Below are 17,363 nucleotides of genomic sequence, written 5' to 3' on the forward strand. Positions count from 1 at the left end.
AGAACATGGAACTGAGCATCGAGAGTTTGCAGAAGGAGGGGGCCTTCACCGGCCCCCCGGTCAAGCGCACGGTAACCTGGCACCAGGCGGGCGAGGAGAAGAAAGCCGACGTCTACGTGCGTCCGCTTTCGTACCACTCCGCCACCAGCGACCTGGCCACGCTGAAAGCCGAGAAGAGCGCGGCGGCCGGCCGCATCGCCGCCTGTGTCTGCAAGGCCGACGGCACGCCCGTCTTCACTATTCCGGACATCACCGGCGAGGCGGACCCCGAGCGCGGCCCGCTGAACGGCAACCTGACCATGGCCCTGCTGGGGCTGATCGGTGAGGTGTCCGGCCTGGGAAAGACGGCGGCGGCCCCGGCGAAGTCGCCGACGAAGAAGAGATCTGGCACGAGCTCGTCATGAACGGCATCGGCGGTCGAACGATCGCCGAGGCCCAGCAGCGCATCAGCTTCCCCGAGTTCAAGGCCTGGGCCGCCTATCGCAATAAGCGCGGGTCACTGAACACCGGCATGCGCATCGAGCGCGGCGCGGCGATGCTGGCAACGCTCTATGCCAATCGTCACCGCAAGGAGAGCGATCCGGCGAGGACCATTTACGAATTCATGCCGCACCAGGACGAGCCTGCAATCAGTGTCGAACAGGCGATGGAGTCGTGGACCTGAGCGAAATGCAGTGTAGTGCCACCGGCCCGCCATCGCGGGCTTTTTTACGCCCGGAGTATGAATGGCCACGCGATCACTCGGACAACTAACGCTTGACCTGGTCGCCCGTATTGGCGGCTTCGAGCAGCCGCTCGAGAAGGCTTCTCGCAGCAGCAAGAAGCGCATGCAGGAGATCGAGCAGAGCGGCCGGGATGCCGCCGCTGGCATTGCCACAATCGTGACTGCAGCGGCAGCCGCTGGTGCGGGCGTGCTGGCCTACTCCAACATGGCGGCCCAGTCGGCGCGCGAGCTGAAGAACCAGGCGCAGATCGCGAACACGACCGTCGAAGAAATGCAGCGCATGGGGTATGCCTGCGCGACCGTGGGCGTTCAGCAAGAGAAACTCGGCGACATCCTGAAGGACGTCAACGACCGGGTCGGCGATTTCATGAACACCGGCGGCGGCGAGATGGCGGACTTCTTCGAGAAGATCGCCCCGAAGGTAGGGATAACCGCCGAGCAGTTCCGCAACCTGAGCGGGCCCCAGGCGCTGCAGCTCTACTTCGACGGGCTGCAGAAAGCCAACCTCAGCCAGGCTGAACTGACGTTCTACATGGAGTCGATCTCCGACGAGGCCACCGCGCTGATTCCGCTGTTGCGGAATGGCGGCGCCGGCTTCGCTGAGCTCGGCGCCGAGGCGGATGCACTGGGCATCGTGCTGACCGATGTGCAGGCGAATGCTCTCACCGACTTCGCCCATGACTTCGACCGCGTGACGGGCATCATGAAAGGCAGCGCCGATGTGGCGGTGGCCGAGCTGGCGCCGGCGATGTCGGAACTGGCCGACGAACTGGTCGGGGTCGCCGAGGCCTGGCGCAGTGGTGAATACGGCAGCCAGATCGAGGTGCTTTCGACGGCGGCCACCGTCGCCGGCGGCGCTGCAACCGCCTACGCCGCCTACCGTGGCGCCGTCGCCGCTGCTGCTGTTGCGCAATGGGCGTTCAACGCGGCTGCCAGCGCTAACCCCATCGGCGCGCTGATCACCGTGCTCGGCGCGGCAGGCGGTGCGCTGTATGCCTACCGCGAGGAGCTAGGTCTCACCGAAGACAAGGCCGGCGACGCCCGCGATGAGATCGACCTGCTCACCGGCAGCGTCGAGGATCTGACCGCCGCACAGCTCGAGAACAAGAAAGTGCCGCTGGTTGCGATGCTGGTGCAGACCCAGCTCGAGGCGGCGAAGACCAAGGCGCAGCTCGATACGGTCGCGGAAGCGATTCGCGAGTCTGGGCAGCTGGATGAATTCGGCGGTGCTCGCCCGGTCGCCACCGCCGACGACATGGCCCGGGGGCGGGAACTGACCGCCCAGCTCGAGGAGCAGCGGGCGGTCATCCAGGCATCACAGGATGAGCTGGGCACGCTCGACGAGATGATCGCCACCTTCGGCAGCAGCAGGGCGGGCGATAGTGGTGGAGGCGGCGGCTCGGGAGGCGATGATGCGGCGGATGCCATTCGCAAGCAGATCGCCGCCCTCGAGCAGCAGGCGGCCACTGTTGGCATGACCGCCGAGCAGGAGACGCTCTACAAGCTGGCCACCGAGGGCGCGACTGGTGCGCAGATTGCCCAGGCTCGGGCGTCGCTCCAAGTCGTGTCAGCGTATGAGGAACAGCAAAAGGCCAGCGAGGACTACCAATCACTGGTCGCTGGCCTGCGCACCGACGAGGAGCAGCTCAACCACCAACTGCTCGAGCGTCTCGACATCCTCGACGCGGTGAAACTCTCGACCGAGGAATATCAAGAGATGGCGGCCCGCGTCGCAGATGCGGGCTTCAAGGACGCCCCCGAATATGGCGGCCTCGATGCCGAGGTGGGCGGCGCGTTCGGTGAGCTCGCCAAGATCGACGAGGCGGAGGAAAAGCTCCAGGAGTGGTACGACACCCAACTGGAGATGCTCGAGCAGTACCGAGAAGAGCGCACGGATCTCACCAGCCAGTGGGATGAGCAGGAGCGGCAGCTCAAGCGCGAGCACGAGGATGAGCTGGCGAGGATCGAGCAGTCACGCCAGATGGCCCAACTCGTCGCGGCGGAATCGGTATTCGGCGATCTCACGGCGATGGCGCAGAACTTTGCCGGCGAGCAGTCAGGCATCTATCAGGCGATGTTCGCCGTCCAGAAAGCCGCGGCGATCGCTCAGTCCGTTGTCGCCATCCAGCAGGGTATCGCCCTGGCAGCCGCCAACCCCTGGCCGATGAACCTGGCGGCGATGGCTTCGGTGGCGGCGGCCACTGCCGGCATCGTCTCCAACATCTCGGCCATCACGATGGCGGGCCAGGCGCACGACGGCATCATGTCCGTGCCCGAGGATGGCACGTGGAACCTCAAGAAAGGCGAGCGCGTCACCACGGCCGAGACTTCGGCCAAGCTCGACCGCACGCTCGACGATGTGGCGAAGACCCAGCAGCCCGCCGCTGCCGGCAACCAGGCGCCGATCGTCAATCTCAACGAGGACGCCAGCCGGGCCGGCCAGGTATCGAGCCGGCAGCAGGATGACGGCCGCTGGGTCCTCGACCTGGTGGTCTCCAACATCATGGGCGACGGGCAGGTGCATAAGGCGCTGACCGGTAAGTATCCGCTGAAGACGAGGGGGCGCTGATGGCTCTGGCCGAATATCCCACGGCGCTGCCGGTGCCACTGCGCGAAGGCTATGGGCTGCGTCACGTCTCGCCGCTCATGCGTACCGAGATGCAGAGCGGTCGGGAGCGGCAACGCAAGCGGTTCACATCGGTGCCCACCATGGTTTCGGTGGCCTGGCTGCTCTCCGAACATCAGGCGCAGCTGTTCGAGGCCTGGTTTCGCTTCGGCATTGCCGACGGCACGGACTGGTTCAAGTGCCCAGTTAAGACGTCGCTGGATGAGAGCGGAATCGTCAGCTGGTACGAGGTGCGGTTCACCGACATCTACAAGGGGCCTGAGCTTGTGGGCCTGGACTGGCGGATCACCGCCGAGCTCGAGATCCGCGAGCGCCAAACGCTTAGCGAATCCGACGCCATCGACCTGATGCTCGGCGTGCCGATCGGCGAGTTCAACGCCGACCTGACCGACATCGCCCACCGCTACTACACGATCCCCGGGAGTGAGGCATGAGTAAGGCGCTGGAAATCGTCTACGCCTCGGCACCGGCGAATGAGGTGCCGATCCTGACGCTGGAGATCCTGCACCCGGCGTTCGAGGGTGGCGCGATCCGCACCTGCAACGGCTTCGAGGACCAGACCTGCACGCTGGAGACCGGCGCCACGGTGACGTTCGAGGCATCGGGGCTCGATGTGTCGCTGCCCAAGCGCAACGCCACCGGCCGGCAGGAGTTGAACTTCGCCATCGAGAACGTGACTGGCCGCGCCGAGCGCGCTATCCGCGACGCGCTGGAAGCGGGTGGGCAAATCGACGTGATCTACCGCACCTTCCTCGCCAGCGATCTGTCGGCTCCGGCCGAGCCGCCGCTCAAGATGGCGCTGGTCTCGCCCAGCTTCGAGGGCGCGACCACCCAGGTCACCGCGTCCTACATGGACATGATCAATTACGCCTGGCCACGCGAGCGCTACACCATCTCGTTTGCCCCGGGCCTCAAGTACATCTGACCCATGATCGAACGTTACCTGAGCACCGCCTATGCCGATGGCGGCAGGGGGCCGCGCGTGTACGACTGCTGGGGGCTGGTGCGCGCCGCGCGCCACGAACTGTTCGGCCTGCCGCTGCTGCCCAGTTACGGGGCCATCTCGCCGGACGACAAGCGGGCGCTGACCGCGGCGTGCAACGCCGAGGCCGGCAAATTCGCCGAAGGCCCGCCGGTACCCGGTGCGATCGTCACCGCCTGGCGCGGTCGGCTATGCGTGCATGTCGGCGTCTGCGTCATGCTCGACGGCCGCCCGGGTGTGCTCGATACCGGTCGCGCCACTGGCCCGCGCTGGCAGCCCGTCAGCGTCTTTCGCCGCCAATTCCTCAAGGTCGTCTTCCATCATGATCGAGATCTATCCGTCGATTCTGCCCGGCGCGCCGATTGAGACCCACGCCGCCGACGGCGTGACGCTCGAGCAATGGCTTGTCGAGAACGTGCCGAGCTACCGGGCGGGCCCGCAGCAGCCTATCAGCGCCACGGTCAATGGCAGCGTTCTGGCGCCGGAGGCCTGGGCGGCTACATGGATCCGCGCGACCGACCGAGTGGAGCTGCGCGTTCAGCCGGGCGACCCGGGAACCATTTTGATCGCAGCCATTGCTGGCGCCGTGGCCATCGGCGCCGCGCTGTTGCTCAAGCCCTCGATCCCCAGCACCAACAGCAAGACGACGCGCGGCTCATCGATCTACGAGGCCAGCGCGGAAGGCAACAAACCCAAGCTGGGCGGCGTGATTCCAGAGATCGCCGGCCGCCACAAGACGTACCCCGATTACCTCACGGCGCCGCGCCGCTACTTCGTCGACAACAAGACTCAGGCCTTGGACCTGCTGCTGTGCGTCGGCAAGGGCGAGTACCTGCTGCCAGACGCCGAGATCAAGATCGGCAGCACGCCGCTACAGTCGCTGGGTACCGACGTCGATTACCGGGTATTCGCCCCGGGCGAAAGCGTCACCAGCCATCAGGCGCACCGGAACTGGTACAACGCGCCGGAGGTGGGTGCATCCGTGGGGGCGTCCGGCCTGCGCCTCAAGGATGGACGCGACCTGACGCTGTCGCTCAATGCCGCGGCAATCTCGTTTTCAGGCAGCGAGATCACTCTCCCGTCTGGCGCTGGCACTCCGCCGGCCGACTGGGAGGTTGGAATGTTGCTCGAGGTGGATCTGTTGCAGGAGATCACCGTCACCGACGGCGGGCAGGACATCAACGGCGTCTACCTGCGCGACATCCTGGAGGGCGAGTTTCCGGCGTTCGCCCAGGGTGATGCCATCTCGATCAGCGGCGGGTCTGCGATTGGCGGCAATTACCTGGTGCAGACGTTCACTTCGGCTGCTACCGCCGGCGAGCCCGATCAGTTGACCCTGAATAGCACGGACTCGGTGCCGACTGCGTTCCTGCCGGACGGCCTGTTCATGGCGGCGATCGACTACACCGGGGTGCGGTACCGGATCGACTCCATCGTGACCGAGGACTACCAGGTCGAGTACGAGGTCACCAATGAATCGGGCAATACCTCCACGGTCTCCGAGACGCGCACCCGCAATATCGGCTGGAGCGTGACCCGGCTCAAGCCGGACGGCACCGAGGATAGCGGCTGGCCAGGCTTCGCCACGCAAACCACCAGCGACGCGGCGATTCGTCTCGACACCACAAGCCTCGAGGGTGGATGGACCGGCCCCTACCTGGCGTGTCCGGAAGGGGAGACCACCCGCCTGATCGAGTGGGACGTGTTCGGGCCGTCAGGCCTCGGCTACATCGACGATGACGGCGACATCGAGACGCGCACCCGCAAGGTCGAACTGCAGTACCGGGCCTACGGCGCGACCGAGTGGACCTCGGATGTTCGCACGCTCACCGGCAGGACCCGCGACCAGTTGGGCTGGACGTTCAGGACTGAGTTGCCGGCGGGCATCACGCCTCAGGTGCGCATGCGCCGCATCGGTGCTGAGTCCAACAGTACCCAGGCGCTCGACCGGCTCGAGTGGTACGGCCTGCGCTGCGAACTCCCGCACAAGTCCAGTTATCCCGGTGTCACCGTGCTGGCGGTCACGCTGGTCGGTAGCGATACCATCGCCAGCCAGACCGAGAACCAGATCAATTGCGTAGCCACACGGCTGTTACCAGTGCGGCAAGCTGGCGCCTGGCAACCGCCAGAAGCTACGCGCGACATCGCACCCTGGGTGGCCTATATCGCCGACTCGGTCGGTGCCGAGGTGGACTTCGACGAGCTCGACCGCCTCGACGCCATATGGCGCGGCCGGGGCGAGCACTTCGATTTCGTCACCGATGACGACAGCACGGTCAAGGAATCCCTCAACCGCGCCCTGGCGGCGGGTATGGCCGAGTTCACGCTCGACGCCGGGCAGGTTCGCCCGGTGCGGGACGAGCCGCGCACCGTCTTCGAGCACACTTACACGCCGCAGAACACCACCAAGCCGTTGCAGCGCACCGCTCAAGCGCCGCGCCCGGAAGATCCCGATGGCGTGGAGGTGACGTTCTTCAACTCCGACACATGGAGCGAGGACACTGTGATCTGCACGCTGCCCGGCGATGCCGGCGTGAAGCTTGAAAAGCTGAGCCTCGACGGTGTGACCAACCGCACCCAGGCCTGGCGCATCGGTATGCGCGAGCGGCGCAAGCTTAAGTTCAGGCGCTGGACGAACAGTACCGAGACCGAGCTCGACGCACTGAACAGCCGATACATGAGCTACGTGGCATTGCAGGGCGACGTGCCCGGCTACGGCCAGAGCGGCTGGATCAAGGCCGTCGCCGACGAGGGCGAGGGCGTCTATCTGCTCGAGCTATCCGAGCCGCTCGATTGGCTTGACAGCGCCGACGAAAACAACCCAGACGTGTTCGGCTGGCGCCGGCCGGACGGCACGCTTGCCGGCCCATTCACGGCCAGCCACGGCGATACCGAGTACCAGGTGCGCGTCAGCCTCGGTGAGGAGCTGCCGGATCCTGGGCAGCGAATGGAGCCGCCCCAGTTCCTGTTCGGCCCAGCCGATCGCTGGGTGTTCCCCGCACTGATCACCGACATCAGCCCCAACGGCTTCGAGAGCGTGAGCATCGAGGCCGTGAACTACGACGCCCGCGTCTACCTCGACGACGACAACGCGCCGGCGTAGACCCACGCCTCAACCAACAACCGCAGCCCGCCACCCGGCGGGCTTTTTCGTGACTGCAGGAGCCACGCATGGCCAGCAATCTCTCCCAAGCGACGACTGACGTTAACCGGCTCTCCGAACTGGTCGACTTCTTCAACAAGATATGCCTCGGCGGCGCGAGCGAAGACGCCACGCTCGACAACCAGACACGGCCTGTACTGGCCAAGTTGGCGGCGTCATTCCTGCTGGGTATGGATACCTACGCGACAGTAGCGGAAGGCTTGGCCGGCGCCGGCGAGGGCGGTTTCTTTCAAGTCGTCAGCGATGTCGACGAGGAATACACGATCCTCTACCAGAACGTGAACGGCGTCGCGATCGAGAAGAAGCGCTACCCGTCGTGGCAAATGGTCGCGCTCATCTTCCAAGCGCGGGATCGGGCGGAAGCGGCAGCGACGGCGGCCGAGCAGGATGCAAACCAGGCAGAAGCTTCCGCCAGCCAGGCAGCGACCGACGCGGCTGATGCCCGGGCGGCATCCGAGGCCAGCGGCAACATCCTGTTCTACGACACCAAGGCCGATGCCGATGCGGCAACGCTGACCGAAGACCAGATCGTGCACGTCTTCGCTGACGAGACGCGCGAAGGCCGGCAATCGCGCTACCGCGTTGAGTCCGGCGCGCTGGTTTTCAAGACCCACCCCAACGAATACGGGCGCATGTCGTCGCCGATCAGCTGGCACAGCCAGACCATCGACAAAGATTTCACCATCCCCACCGGCATGAACGGCTGGTCATTTGGACCAGAGATCACTATAGCCGACGGCGTGACTGTAACAGTCAGCGAAGGCTCTACCTGGACAATCGCTAACGGAGAGGTCCAATAATGTCTAAGGGTATTTTCAACACGCTTCAGAGCCTGGCTACTGGCAAGCAAGTGCTGGTTGATGAACTGTTCGGCAAGGATGACTTGTCGACAGCTGCCGTAGATAGCTCCACCGGCACTGAAACCCTCACTGAGGCGCTTGATAGTCGTGTCATCCATCTCAGCACTGTGGCTGACCTGCAAGCCCTTGATGCGAGCACGCTCGCCAATGGGCAGGTCTTTACCACAGCCGGCTACTATGCCCCAGGAGATGGCGGCGGCAACGAGTATTTCATTGTTAACGGCGCAACAGGCGCCGACGACGGTGGCAGCTTTATAGATGTCGGCGATGGCAGCAAGCAGGCCAAAGGACTTTTCAGGAGCAAGGTGAGCGTTCGCCAGTTTGGCGCTACTGGCGATGGGACAACCGATGACTTCCCTGCCATACAGAACGCAGTGGCTTTTGGCTCGGGACGTACTGTCGAATTTGAGGCCGGGCATTACTTCGCCCCCTATCGTCCCCCTACCGAGTCTGTAAATTGGGTCAACATCATTAAGAGCGGAACCAAGCTTAAAGCTATCGGTGAGGTGATTGTAGAAAACATGCTGTGGTTCGCTGGTGGCTCTCCCGAGCTTCCGGTTGCTATCGGTAGTGCCGGATTCACTACAGGTGACGACATACTCACTACGGCGTCTGCCAATAACTTTCAGGTTGGCGACTACATTCAAGTCCTGTCACAAATCAATGCCAATACCACGGATGCAGGTATTTGGCAGCTTGCAAGCGAGAACCCGACGACCTTGCTGCAAAGGGAAAATCGTTTCTCCGAAATCCACCGGATTGCAGAAGTCATTTCAGATACTGAATTCAGAATCTATGGTGGCATTACATATCCAGGCTACAAGGACAACACCACGGGACAGAACTTCCCGATGTCTGGCGTTACTTCTGCCGAGATTCGCAAGCTCAACCCTCTCACAGATATTGCAATTGAAGGGCTTGAGTTTAAGAACGTCACTAATGATAGTTTCCGGACGCTCCTATTCAAGAATTGCGCGCACATAAGACTGCGTGGGTGCAAGTTTATTGCGGACACCCTCCCCGGGTCTCAGTTCGTCTGCGAGTCAGTTCATGACTTCGTCATGGAGGAGTGCTACAGCTATCGGAATCCCCAAAACGTATCAGGATCTTCGTGGAATAGCTACTTCTTCCAGGGCGGCTGCCAGTATATAAAGGTAAACAATTGCCACTTCACCGGGGAAGGCCAAACTATTGACTTCACCTATCCACTTATCGGGGATTTCCGTGGCGATACTTCGGTAGACGTTAAGACCGATTCCTTGACTGTTCAGTTTATGGACGTTAGCCACAACACTTTCGAGAAATGCTCGAACGGATTTACCACCCACCCCGGCACCTACAACCTGGTTGCTATCGGAAATAACATAGAGGCCATAGATACAGGTATTCTGATTCGCAGCTTGCGCAACATTGTTGAAGGGAACACAATATACACCGAAAATACGGGCCTAACATTCGGTGGTTTTACCTCTTATTCTTCTATTCAGGGCAATACAATCATTGACCAGAATACCGGAGGAATATTTGTGGGTATCAATGTTGTTCCTTTTTCTTCTGATTGCATGAACAATAATGACACGCGAGCATTTCGTATAATCAACAACACGATCACTCAGAAGGGCTCAGTGCTAGGGTCGTCTGGCATTCAGTTGAGGCATACGGGGAATGGTACACTTCCCAACCCTTCTTTCACTGGCTGGACGGATCAGGTCAAGACTGCTCAGTCTGACTACTTCATAAAGGGCAATTCCCTTAGCGGGTGTCGTATACTGATTGGTAGCTATATTAACAGGGCGGTTATATCCGAGAACAACCACAAGGATGGGGCTACTGCTGATTATTACATCCAGACATCGCCTAATACGGCAGCTACGGTTATCTATGGTAATATCTTTATGGATACATTGGCAGACGCGGTAAGTACCGTAAATTGCCCTGACCCGGCTTTTACCTACAGTACCAGCACTGTAATGGGCGATAACTACGGTGTGTTGCTGGCGCCGGTCTATAGCCTCGGAGAAAATCGCCCGCTACTCGCGGCTTAGCCTTAGAAGCAGAGATGGTTGACGTCCTATAAAGGAGTATCCACCTCTACTATTATACGAAAGTTAAAGGGCGGCTTTGTGCCGCCCGCATTTCAATCTACACTGTAAGAAAGGATCGATTTCAATAAATGTACTTGGCGCATTTTGACACGATTTCTGATGGGCCCGCTCAGCATGGACTCAACCGCCCCCTGATCCATAACGCTGTACAAATCGTCGTCCTTAGATAGGAGACGTTTGCACGTAGACTGAGCGTCGGAGAGGCGCGCCACCTGCCAAGCAGTGCCTCCGATTCTATTGGCCACTTCGACATCTTTGCTGGTGATCTTGTTTGCCTTATCTGCAATATGTTGGGCAGGTGCAATGTCGTCGTATAGCGCTGTGCCTACTGGATGATCTACTGAATTAATCGATGGAAATTCTGCATAAGTGGCTTCCGAGAACTCCTTGCCTCCAAACTTCATGGCCATGAGTTCTGGTTGCAACCGTCGCATGATCTCGAACCCAACCTTATTGAACTGGCGTTCTTCAGCCGTGACCGACAAGGCCGCTTTCAAGCTAGAGAGAGAGTAGAGCGGGTCAAAACGAGGCGTTTTTCGACTAAACAGAGTTGCAATATTGCCAACGAAATAACGGTTGCGCTGCTCCGCATACATCAAGTCCAGCGCCTCGGGCATTTCCCAACCATCTTTCAACCGCTGTTCCAGATACCTTCCTGTATCCTCGGCGATCATCTGTGCCACTCCAGAGCTGGTAATCCGGTTCCCTTTCTCGCTGGACGTTAAGCTATGGTTCCAAATTGTATAAGCTACTTCACTGGGTGGCGTGTCAGCTGGCACCTTCTGGCTGTAAAAGCTGCGCGCGCATTCTCCATATCCACCGCTCACGATGATTGTTTGGTCAGAAACATCGTGGCCGTCATCTATCTTGCAGTTCGGTCGCATGCCCGCAGAATAAAGCATACCCCAGCGGGACTGCTCATCAGCATCCTTGGCCATCACTCGTGTCAACAGTCCATCGCTGTTCGTCATCGATAGTCCATACTTCACAGCAAGCCCATGCGCGGTCGTCTTGTCTATGGTCCCGCTCGGCCCTGAGCACATGAAGCGAAAGCTGTCTTGCTTCCCCTCCGCCAGAATGGCCGACAATACTAAGCGAGTGTCGAAACCGCCGGTTAAATGGGCGATCTTTCGGGGCGCGGGGTGATTGATGATGGCTCGCACGTTGTGGCGTATTTCCCCAACCGCCTTATCAATCAAATGCTCTAAGGGCTCTGAGCGATCAAGCAGATAATCGTTCACCGGATACTGATGTTCCACTGCCTTTCCGTTCGAGATAGACACGTAAACATGCCCAGGCAGAACGGTTATGCCCTCATAGCTTGAGTGCCCATAGGCACCATTCCCAATAGACAGGATCATGGCGAAGTAGTGCGATGAAGTCTTAGGGCTCTTGCCGATTGAGGTCAGCCAATCGACCATGTGGCGCAGGTCCGAAGAGTATGCGATGACTTCCCGATCCTCGTACCTGTAGCACAAGCAGCCGCCCAGCGGGTCAGGCATCATATAAGCCTGCTTGCGCTTCTCGTCCACCAGGTACGCGCATATGCTGCCGCTGGCGGCCAACATATCCTCTACCGCCTTGTCAGGCCATGACCGGGCGCTGACAGCGCGCACAAGGTCTGCATCGCTGCACACCAGCTTATCGCCAATGACTCCGCATCCATCGCGCTGGAGCCACAAAGGGTGGCCCTGAGATGCCGCATATGCACCCGGAAAGTCCTTGGATTTGACTAGTTCGAAAGCTCCCTTCCTGAAGCGACGTTTCCATAACGCCAAGACGGGCGCGAAATGCTCGCGCGGTGGATCAATAGACAAATCCAGCCCCCGGATATTGTTTAGTATTAGAGATATGCTACCTATGCTTTAATTATTTGCCCAGCATCACCGCCTAGGCATCCTTCGATGCTCCACCAGATACAGCCACAGCCGCTTGGCTTTATCCGGCTCTCTGCTCCCGTCCCGCAGCATCCTCTCCCACCACGTCTTGCCCATGATCTTTTCGAGGCGCTCGTCTCTGAAATGCAGATCAATGCTCATCTGCGAGATAAGGCGCTGGCCGGCAAGGCGGGTATCGCTGGGCATCACCCAGAAAGCTGCCTCGCCCCAACGCTCGTAGGGTTCCTTTGACGCAGGCTGCCGCTCCCGTCCCCTCATGGCGCTACACCGCGGCGGCAGGATTCCAGCTGACCAGGTACCGCCCATCGTCGGTACGGTTCACCTCGACATTCTCGTTGGTACTGATCTCCTCGATGAGCTGATCCCAGTCATCCAGGCTGTCTTCTTCGCGCGGCTCGAGGTAGACATGCCGCTGATCCTTTGCCGTCGCGGAAGCGATCGTCTGCTGCACCCGCTTGCCCAGCTGCTGATAGGTCGAGGCCTTGGCCATGTCGTTCCCCTTGTCGAACACTGTCTGAATGTACAGTATCGGCAAGCAATATGGCGTCTGGCAATACCCGATCGCGCACGGTGCGAAATGCGATTGCCCCTGCGAACGCGCCCCGATCTGTGAGACAACTGGCGAATTGTGAGACTGGGCGTCTTGCAGCATACTGATTCGCAAGGCCAAACCGTGAGGCATCAACCCCATGTGTGAGCTACGGGTAGGTGACCGCCGCGATTGACACTGCGGCCCGCCTGACGGCATGATTGCCGACATGAACACGACCCGTCAGACGCACAGCATTTGCCAGTGGTGGCCCTCCTGAGTGAGGGCGGCCAGTTGATGATAAGAGAACGCCGCCCTCCGGGGCGGCGTTTTCGTGTGTCTGGCCCCGGCACGGCGGCGAGGGTACCTTGATCGACCTGGGTAAAATCCTGGGTAAGATCGCTAAAGGTGAAAGGAAAAATTTAGTAGAAACAAGGTGCATACAGCCATGTCCGTGCTGATGATCGACAATTACGACAGCTTCACTTTCAACGTGGTGCAGTACCTGGCCGAGTTGGGGGCCGAGGTCGTGACCTACCGCAACGACGCGATCACCCTGGCCGATATCGAGCGCATGTCGCTCAGCCATATCGTCATCTCGCCGGGGCCCTGCACGCCCAACGAGGCGGGCATCTCGATGGAGGTGATCCGTCACTTCGCCGGCAAGCTGCCGATTCTCGGGGTGTGCCTGGGCCATCAGGCGATCGGCCAGGTTTATGGCGGCAAGGTGGTGCGCGCGCCTCAGGTGATGCACGGCAAGACCTCGCGGATCCGCCACCGCGGCGAGAGCGTGTTCGCCGGCCTCGACGATCCGCTGGAGGTCACTCGCTACCATTCGCTGGTGGTCGAGGCCGACAGCCTGCCCGAATGCCTCGAAGTGACCGCGTGGGTCGACGACGACGACGTCACCCCGGGGTTGATCATGGGGCTGCGTCACAAGACGCTGGCCATTGAGGGCGTGCAGTTTCACCCCGAGTCGATCCTTACCCGCCAGGGCCACGAGCTGCTGGCAAACTTTCTCGAACGCCGCGCCTAGCCTAAGGGAGAATCACCATGCAGATGCGAGAGGCGATCGACGCGGTCATGCGCGGTCGGGACCTGAGTTACGCCGACACCCACGCGGTGATGCGCACGATCATGACCGGCGAGGCCAGCGACGCCCAGATCGGTGGTCTGTTGATCGGCCTGTCGATGAAGGGCGAGTCGGTCGACGAGGTCACCGCCGCCGCGCAGGTCATGCGCGAGCTGATGACTCCGGTCAGCGTGACCTGCGACGATCTGGTGGACATCGTCGGCACCGGCGGCGATGGCGCCAACCTGTTCAACGTCTCCACCGCCTCGAGCTTCGTGGTCGCCGCCGCCGGCGGACACGTCGCCAAGCACGGCAATCGCAGCGTGTCGTCGTCGTCGGGCAGCGCCGATCTGTTCGACGTCGCGGGGATCAAGCTGGATCTCGAGCCGGCGCAAGTGGCGCGCTGCATCGAACAGGTCGGCGTCGGTTTCATGTTCGCGCCGATGCATCACAAGGCGATGCGCTATGCGATCGGCCCGCGTCGCGAGATGGGCGTGCGCACCATCTTCAATATCCTCGGCCCGCTGACCAACCCGGCCGGCGCTCGCCACCAGCTGTTGGGCGTCTATCAGGCCGAGCTGGTGCCGCTGATGGCCGAGGTGCTCAAGCGATTGGGCAGCCAGCACGTACTGGTGGTGCACGCCGAGGATGGCCTCGACGAGGTTTCGCTGGCGACGCCGACGCGGGTTGCCGAGCTACGCGACGGGACGATCGAGGAATACACCATCGCCCCCGAGGATTTCGGCATCCAGCGCCGGTCGCTGGCGCCGCTCAAGGTGGTCACCGCCGAGGACAGCCTGCGCCTGGTTCGCGAAGCGCTGGCCGGCGTGGGCGAGGCAGCGGACATCGTCGCGCTCAATGCCGGCGCGGCACTCTATGCCTGCGACATAGCCTCCAGCATCAAGGAGGGGGTGGCGCTCGCCCAGGACGCCATGGACAGCGGCCTGGCCCGCGAGAAGATGAAGGAGCTCGCCGATTTCGCGCGAGTCTTCGCCGAACACAACGGGGCAATCCGATGAGCCAGAGCAGTGAACTGCCGACCATCCTCGCCAGGATTCTCGCTCGCAAGGACGAGGAGGTCGCCATGCGCCGGGCCCGGGTCAGCGAGGCGACACTACTCGAGCGCGCCGGCCGGCAGGGCGCCCCACGCGGTTTCGTCGAAGCCCTCGACCGGACCATCGCCGACGGCGATCCGGCGGTGATCGCCGAGGTCAAGAAGGCCTCGCCGTCGAAGGGCGTGATCCGCGACGCCTTCGATCCCGAGGCGATCGCCCGCGCCTTCGCCGAGGCCGGGGCGAGCTGCCTGTCGGTACTCACCGATGCGGATTTCTTCCAGGGCCATGAGGATTTCCTGATCGCCGCCCGCAATGCCTGCGAGTTACCGGTGATCCGCAAGGATTTCATCGTGCACGGCTATCAGGTCAGCGAGGCGCGGGCGATCGGCGCCGACTGCATCCTGCTGATCGTCGCGGCGCTCGATGACGACCGGCTCAGGGATCTGCATCAGCAGGCCGTGGCGCTGGGCATGGACGTACTGGTCGAGGTTCACGATGCCCTTGAGCTGGAGCGCGCCTTGGCGTTGGACCTGGCGTTGGTGGGGATCAACAATCGCGACCTGCACAGCTTCGAGACCAGCCTCGATACCACCTTTCAGCTGCTTTCGCGCATTCCCGAGGCGGTGACGGTGATCACCGAGTCGGGCATTCACACCCGTGGCGACGTCGAACACATGCGCGAACACGGCGTCAACGGCTTCCTGGTCGGCGAGGCGTTCATGCGCGAGGCCGACCCGGGGGCGGCGCTGCGGCGGTTGTTCTTCTAAGAGCACGTTTTCTAACTGCTGGCTCCGGGGGCAGGCTTTCTCAAGGCTATGTCCCCGTTTCGTGTTGCATGGGATGCCCAACTGCTTGCTGCAGACAGTGAGCGGGCTGTATTGCCTTTGTATAGCGCTCCAGCCGGGTAGTTGGCGAGATCTGGGTAGTTACCCCACGAAAACGGCCCATCCAGCGCTTCAACTCCATGATGGGCATTGACGTTCTGGCTATGAGAGGCGCCCGCCCGGATTCGCTGTCCGGGCTTGGCATGCACTACTTGAAGGGGAATTTTCATGCTTTCAAAGCTTGGAAAAAGCGAACCACCCCTTCATGGCGCTGGTGATTCGGTGCATTTCTTCGGGTGTAGTGACATACGCTGGCATGGTATACAACCAACGACCGAACGGACGTAGCCATACGCCGTGTTCCCGTGCAAAGGCTTGCACCCCCTCCAGGCTCTGCGCATCGGTCACTTCTATTACAGCGGTAGCACCAAGAACACGAATGTCCTCGATGCGAGAATCCTGCCGCAGTGAGGCATCCTCAGCCAACTCCTGGCGTAGCATGGCGTTGAGTGTGTCGATCTTGCTCAGGTAATTCTCTTCCTCGAACACGGCTAGGCTTTCCAACGCCACCCGGCAGGCCAGCGGATTGCCCATGAATGTTGGTCCGTGCATGAAGGCATGATCGGGTTCGTCGCTGAGAAAGGCCTCGTAAACATGGCTAGTCGCCAGCGTGGCGGCATGGCCCAAATAGCCCCCCGTGAGCCCCTTGGAGAGCACCATGATATCCGGGGTGACGCCGGCATGCTCCGCAGCGAAGCGCTTGCCCGTGCGCCCGAAGCCGGTGGCTACTTCATCGAATATCAGCAGTACATTGAACTCGTTGCAAAGCTCTCTTGCTGCCTGTACGTAGTGGGGCGAGGTCATGTTCAGGCCACCCGCGGCCTGGAGCAGCGGCTCCATGAGCAAGGCGGCGAGCTCATGATGACAGCGTTCCAGCGTGCTGCGCAGGGCAGCGATATCGGCTTCGACAGCCTCGCGAGGGGCATCGAAGGGGGCTGTGGGGGCCGGCGCAAAATGCTGTTTGGGTAGAAAGCCCGCAAACAGCGAGTGCATGCCCTCCTCGGGATCGCATACTGCCATGCAACCTGAGGTGTCGCCATGATAGGCCCGCATCAACGACAGCATGCGATGCTTTTCCGGTCGGCCACGCTGAGCCTGGTATTGCACGGCCATCTTCATGGCGACTTCCATGCCCACCGAACCGCTATCGGAATAGAAGACATGGTTCAGTCCCTCGGGTGTGACCCGTACCAGGGCATCGGCGAGCTGCTGGGCTGGGTCGTGCGTCAGCCCGCCAAGCATTACGTGGCACAGGGTATCGGCTTGGCGCTTGAGAGCCTCTATCAAGCGGGGGTGGCCGTAGCCATGAATCATGCACCACCATGAGCAGGTCGCATCGAGCAGACTTTCGCCATTTTCGAGCTGCAGCCAGGCGCCTTTCCCCCCGACAACTTTGGGAGCAGGCGGCAGCGCCTTCATTTGTGCATAAGGGTGCCATAGCGTTGGTGGCGGCATGCGGTGTGTC

16 protein-coding genes are annotated in these 17,363 nt (G+C 61.3%); 12 read left to right on the plus strand and 4 right to left on the minus strand.

Translation table 11 applies throughout. The features are described 5' to 3' along the window. Window positions 1–5 precede the first annotated feature (5 nt). The 9 genes from R6258_RS07890 to R6258_RS07930 all read left to right on the plus strand — a co-directional run bounded on the left by R6258_RS07890 (window position 6) and on the right by R6258_RS07930 (window position 10,400). Window positions 6–404 (plus strand): phage tail assembly chaperone family protein, TAC, encoded by a 399-nt coding sequence (locus R6258_RS07890; RefSeq protein ID WP_318449119.1) that lies wholly within the window; start codon window positions 6–8, stop codon window positions 402–404. Beyond that, on the plus strand, window positions 401–664 hold the full coding sequence (locus R6258_RS07895; RefSeq protein WP_318449120.1) for a hypothetical protein: 264 nt from the start codon (window positions 401–403) through the stop codon (window positions 662–664). The genes R6258_RS07890 and R6258_RS07895 overlap by 4 nt, the downstream gene beginning before the upstream one ends. A 163-nt stretch (window positions 665–827) precedes the next feature. Beyond that, window positions 828–3,293 (plus strand): hypothetical protein, encoded by a 2,466-nt coding sequence (locus tag R6258_RS07900; RefSeq protein ID WP_318449121.1) that lies wholly within the window; start codon window positions 828–830, stop codon window positions 3,291–3,293. Continuing rightward, window positions 3,293–3,784 carry a hypothetical protein gene (locus R6258_RS07905; RefSeq protein WP_318449122.1) on the plus strand — a complete coding sequence of 164 codons (492 nt, stop codon included), beginning with the start codon at window positions 3,293–3,295 and terminating at the stop codon, window positions 3,782–3,784. Before R6258_RS07900 ends, R6258_RS07905 begins: the two co-directional genes overlap by 1 nt. Then, window positions 3,781–4,275, plus strand: a complete 495-nt coding sequence (locus R6258_RS07910; protein ID WP_318449123.1) for a DUF1833 family protein — start codon at window positions 3,781–3,783, stop codon at window positions 4,273–4,275. The genes R6258_RS07905 and R6258_RS07910 overlap by 4 nt, the downstream gene beginning before the upstream one ends. 3 nt (window positions 4,276–4,278) lie before the next feature. Continuing rightward, a complete protein-coding gene (locus tag R6258_RS07915; protein ID WP_318449124.1) occupies window positions 4,279–4,698 on the plus strand; it encodes a hypothetical protein in 420 nt (139 codons plus the stop codon). Beyond that, entirely contained in the window at window positions 4,655–7,435 is a 2,781-nt protein-coding gene (locus R6258_RS07920) for a host specificity factor TipJ family phage tail protein (RefSeq protein ID WP_318449125.1), read from the plus strand. Before R6258_RS07915 ends, R6258_RS07920 begins: the two co-directional genes overlap by 44 nt. Window positions 7,436–7,503: 68 nt before the next feature. Next, window positions 7,504–8,295, plus strand: a complete 792-nt coding sequence (locus R6258_RS07925) for a hypothetical protein (RefSeq protein WP_318449126.1) — start codon at window positions 7,504–7,506, stop codon at window positions 8,293–8,295. Next, complete coding sequence (locus R6258_RS07930) at window positions 8,295–10,400, plus strand: hypothetical protein (RefSeq protein ID WP_318449127.1); 2,106 nt, start codon at window positions 8,295–8,297, stop codon at window positions 10,398–10,400. The genes R6258_RS07925 and R6258_RS07930 overlap by 1 nt, the downstream gene beginning before the upstream one ends. A gap of 92 nt (window positions 10,401–10,492) precedes the next feature. Here R6258_RS07930 and R6258_RS07935 read toward each other — a convergent pair whose 3' ends face one another. The 3 genes from R6258_RS07935 to R6258_RS07945 form a co-directional block, all read right to left on the minus strand. Further along, window positions 10,493–12,277, minus strand: a complete 1,785-nt coding sequence (locus R6258_RS07935) for a hypothetical protein (protein WP_318449128.1) — start codon at window positions 12,275–12,277, stop codon at window positions 10,493–10,495. A 66-nt stretch (window positions 12,278–12,343) separates the two neighbouring features. Next, window positions 12,344–12,616 (minus strand): hypothetical protein, encoded by a 273-nt coding sequence (locus R6258_RS07940; protein WP_318449129.1) that lies wholly within the window; start codon window positions 12,614–12,616, stop codon window positions 12,344–12,346. 4 nt (window positions 12,617–12,620) lie between these two features. Beyond that, window positions 12,621–12,848: a DUF1654 domain-containing protein gene (locus R6258_RS07945; protein WP_318449130.1), complete on the minus strand. Its 228-nt coding sequence runs from the start codon at window positions 12,846–12,848 to the stop codon at window positions 12,621–12,623. 487 nt (window positions 12,849–13,335) lie between these two features. Between R6258_RS07945 and R6258_RS07950 the strand changes: the two genes are divergently transcribed. The 3 genes from R6258_RS07950 to trpC are packed head-to-tail and all read left to right on the plus strand — an operon-like array spanning window position 13,336 to window position 15,781. Continuing rightward, window positions 13,336–13,923, plus strand: a complete 588-nt coding sequence (locus R6258_RS07950; protein ID WP_318449131.1) for an aminodeoxychorismate/anthranilate synthase component II — start codon at window positions 13,336–13,338, stop codon at window positions 13,921–13,923. A 17-nt stretch (window positions 13,924–13,940) separates the two neighbouring features. Continuing rightward, window positions 13,941–14,978: an anthranilate phosphoribosyltransferase gene (trpD, locus tag R6258_RS07955; RefSeq protein ID WP_318449132.1), complete on the plus strand. Its 1,038-nt coding sequence runs from the start codon at window positions 13,941–13,943 to the stop codon at window positions 14,976–14,978. Continuing rightward, the gene (trpC, locus tag R6258_RS07960; RefSeq protein WP_318449133.1) at window positions 14,975–15,781 is read left to right on the plus strand and encodes an indole-3-glycerol phosphate synthase TrpC; all 807 of its coding nucleotides are present in this window, start codon (window positions 14,975–14,977) and stop codon (window positions 15,779–15,781) included. Before trpD ends, trpC begins: the two co-directional genes overlap by 4 nt. A 291-nt stretch (window positions 15,782–16,072) precedes the next feature. On the opposite strand, the gene bioA is transcribed toward trpC, so the two are convergent. Continuing rightward, window positions 16,073–17,353, minus strand: a complete 1,281-nt coding sequence (bioA, locus tag R6258_RS07965; RefSeq protein ID WP_318449134.1) for an adenosylmethionine--8-amino-7-oxononanoate transaminase — start codon at window positions 17,351–17,353, stop codon at window positions 16,073–16,075. Between the last annotated feature and the right edge of the window lie 10 nt (window positions 17,354–17,363).

It is taken from the genome of Halomonas sp. HP20-15 (assembly GCF_033446685.1).
In the GTDB taxonomy this organism is placed as follows: Bacteria; Pseudomonadota; Gammaproteobacteria; order Pseudomonadales; family Halomonadaceae; genus Modicisalibacter.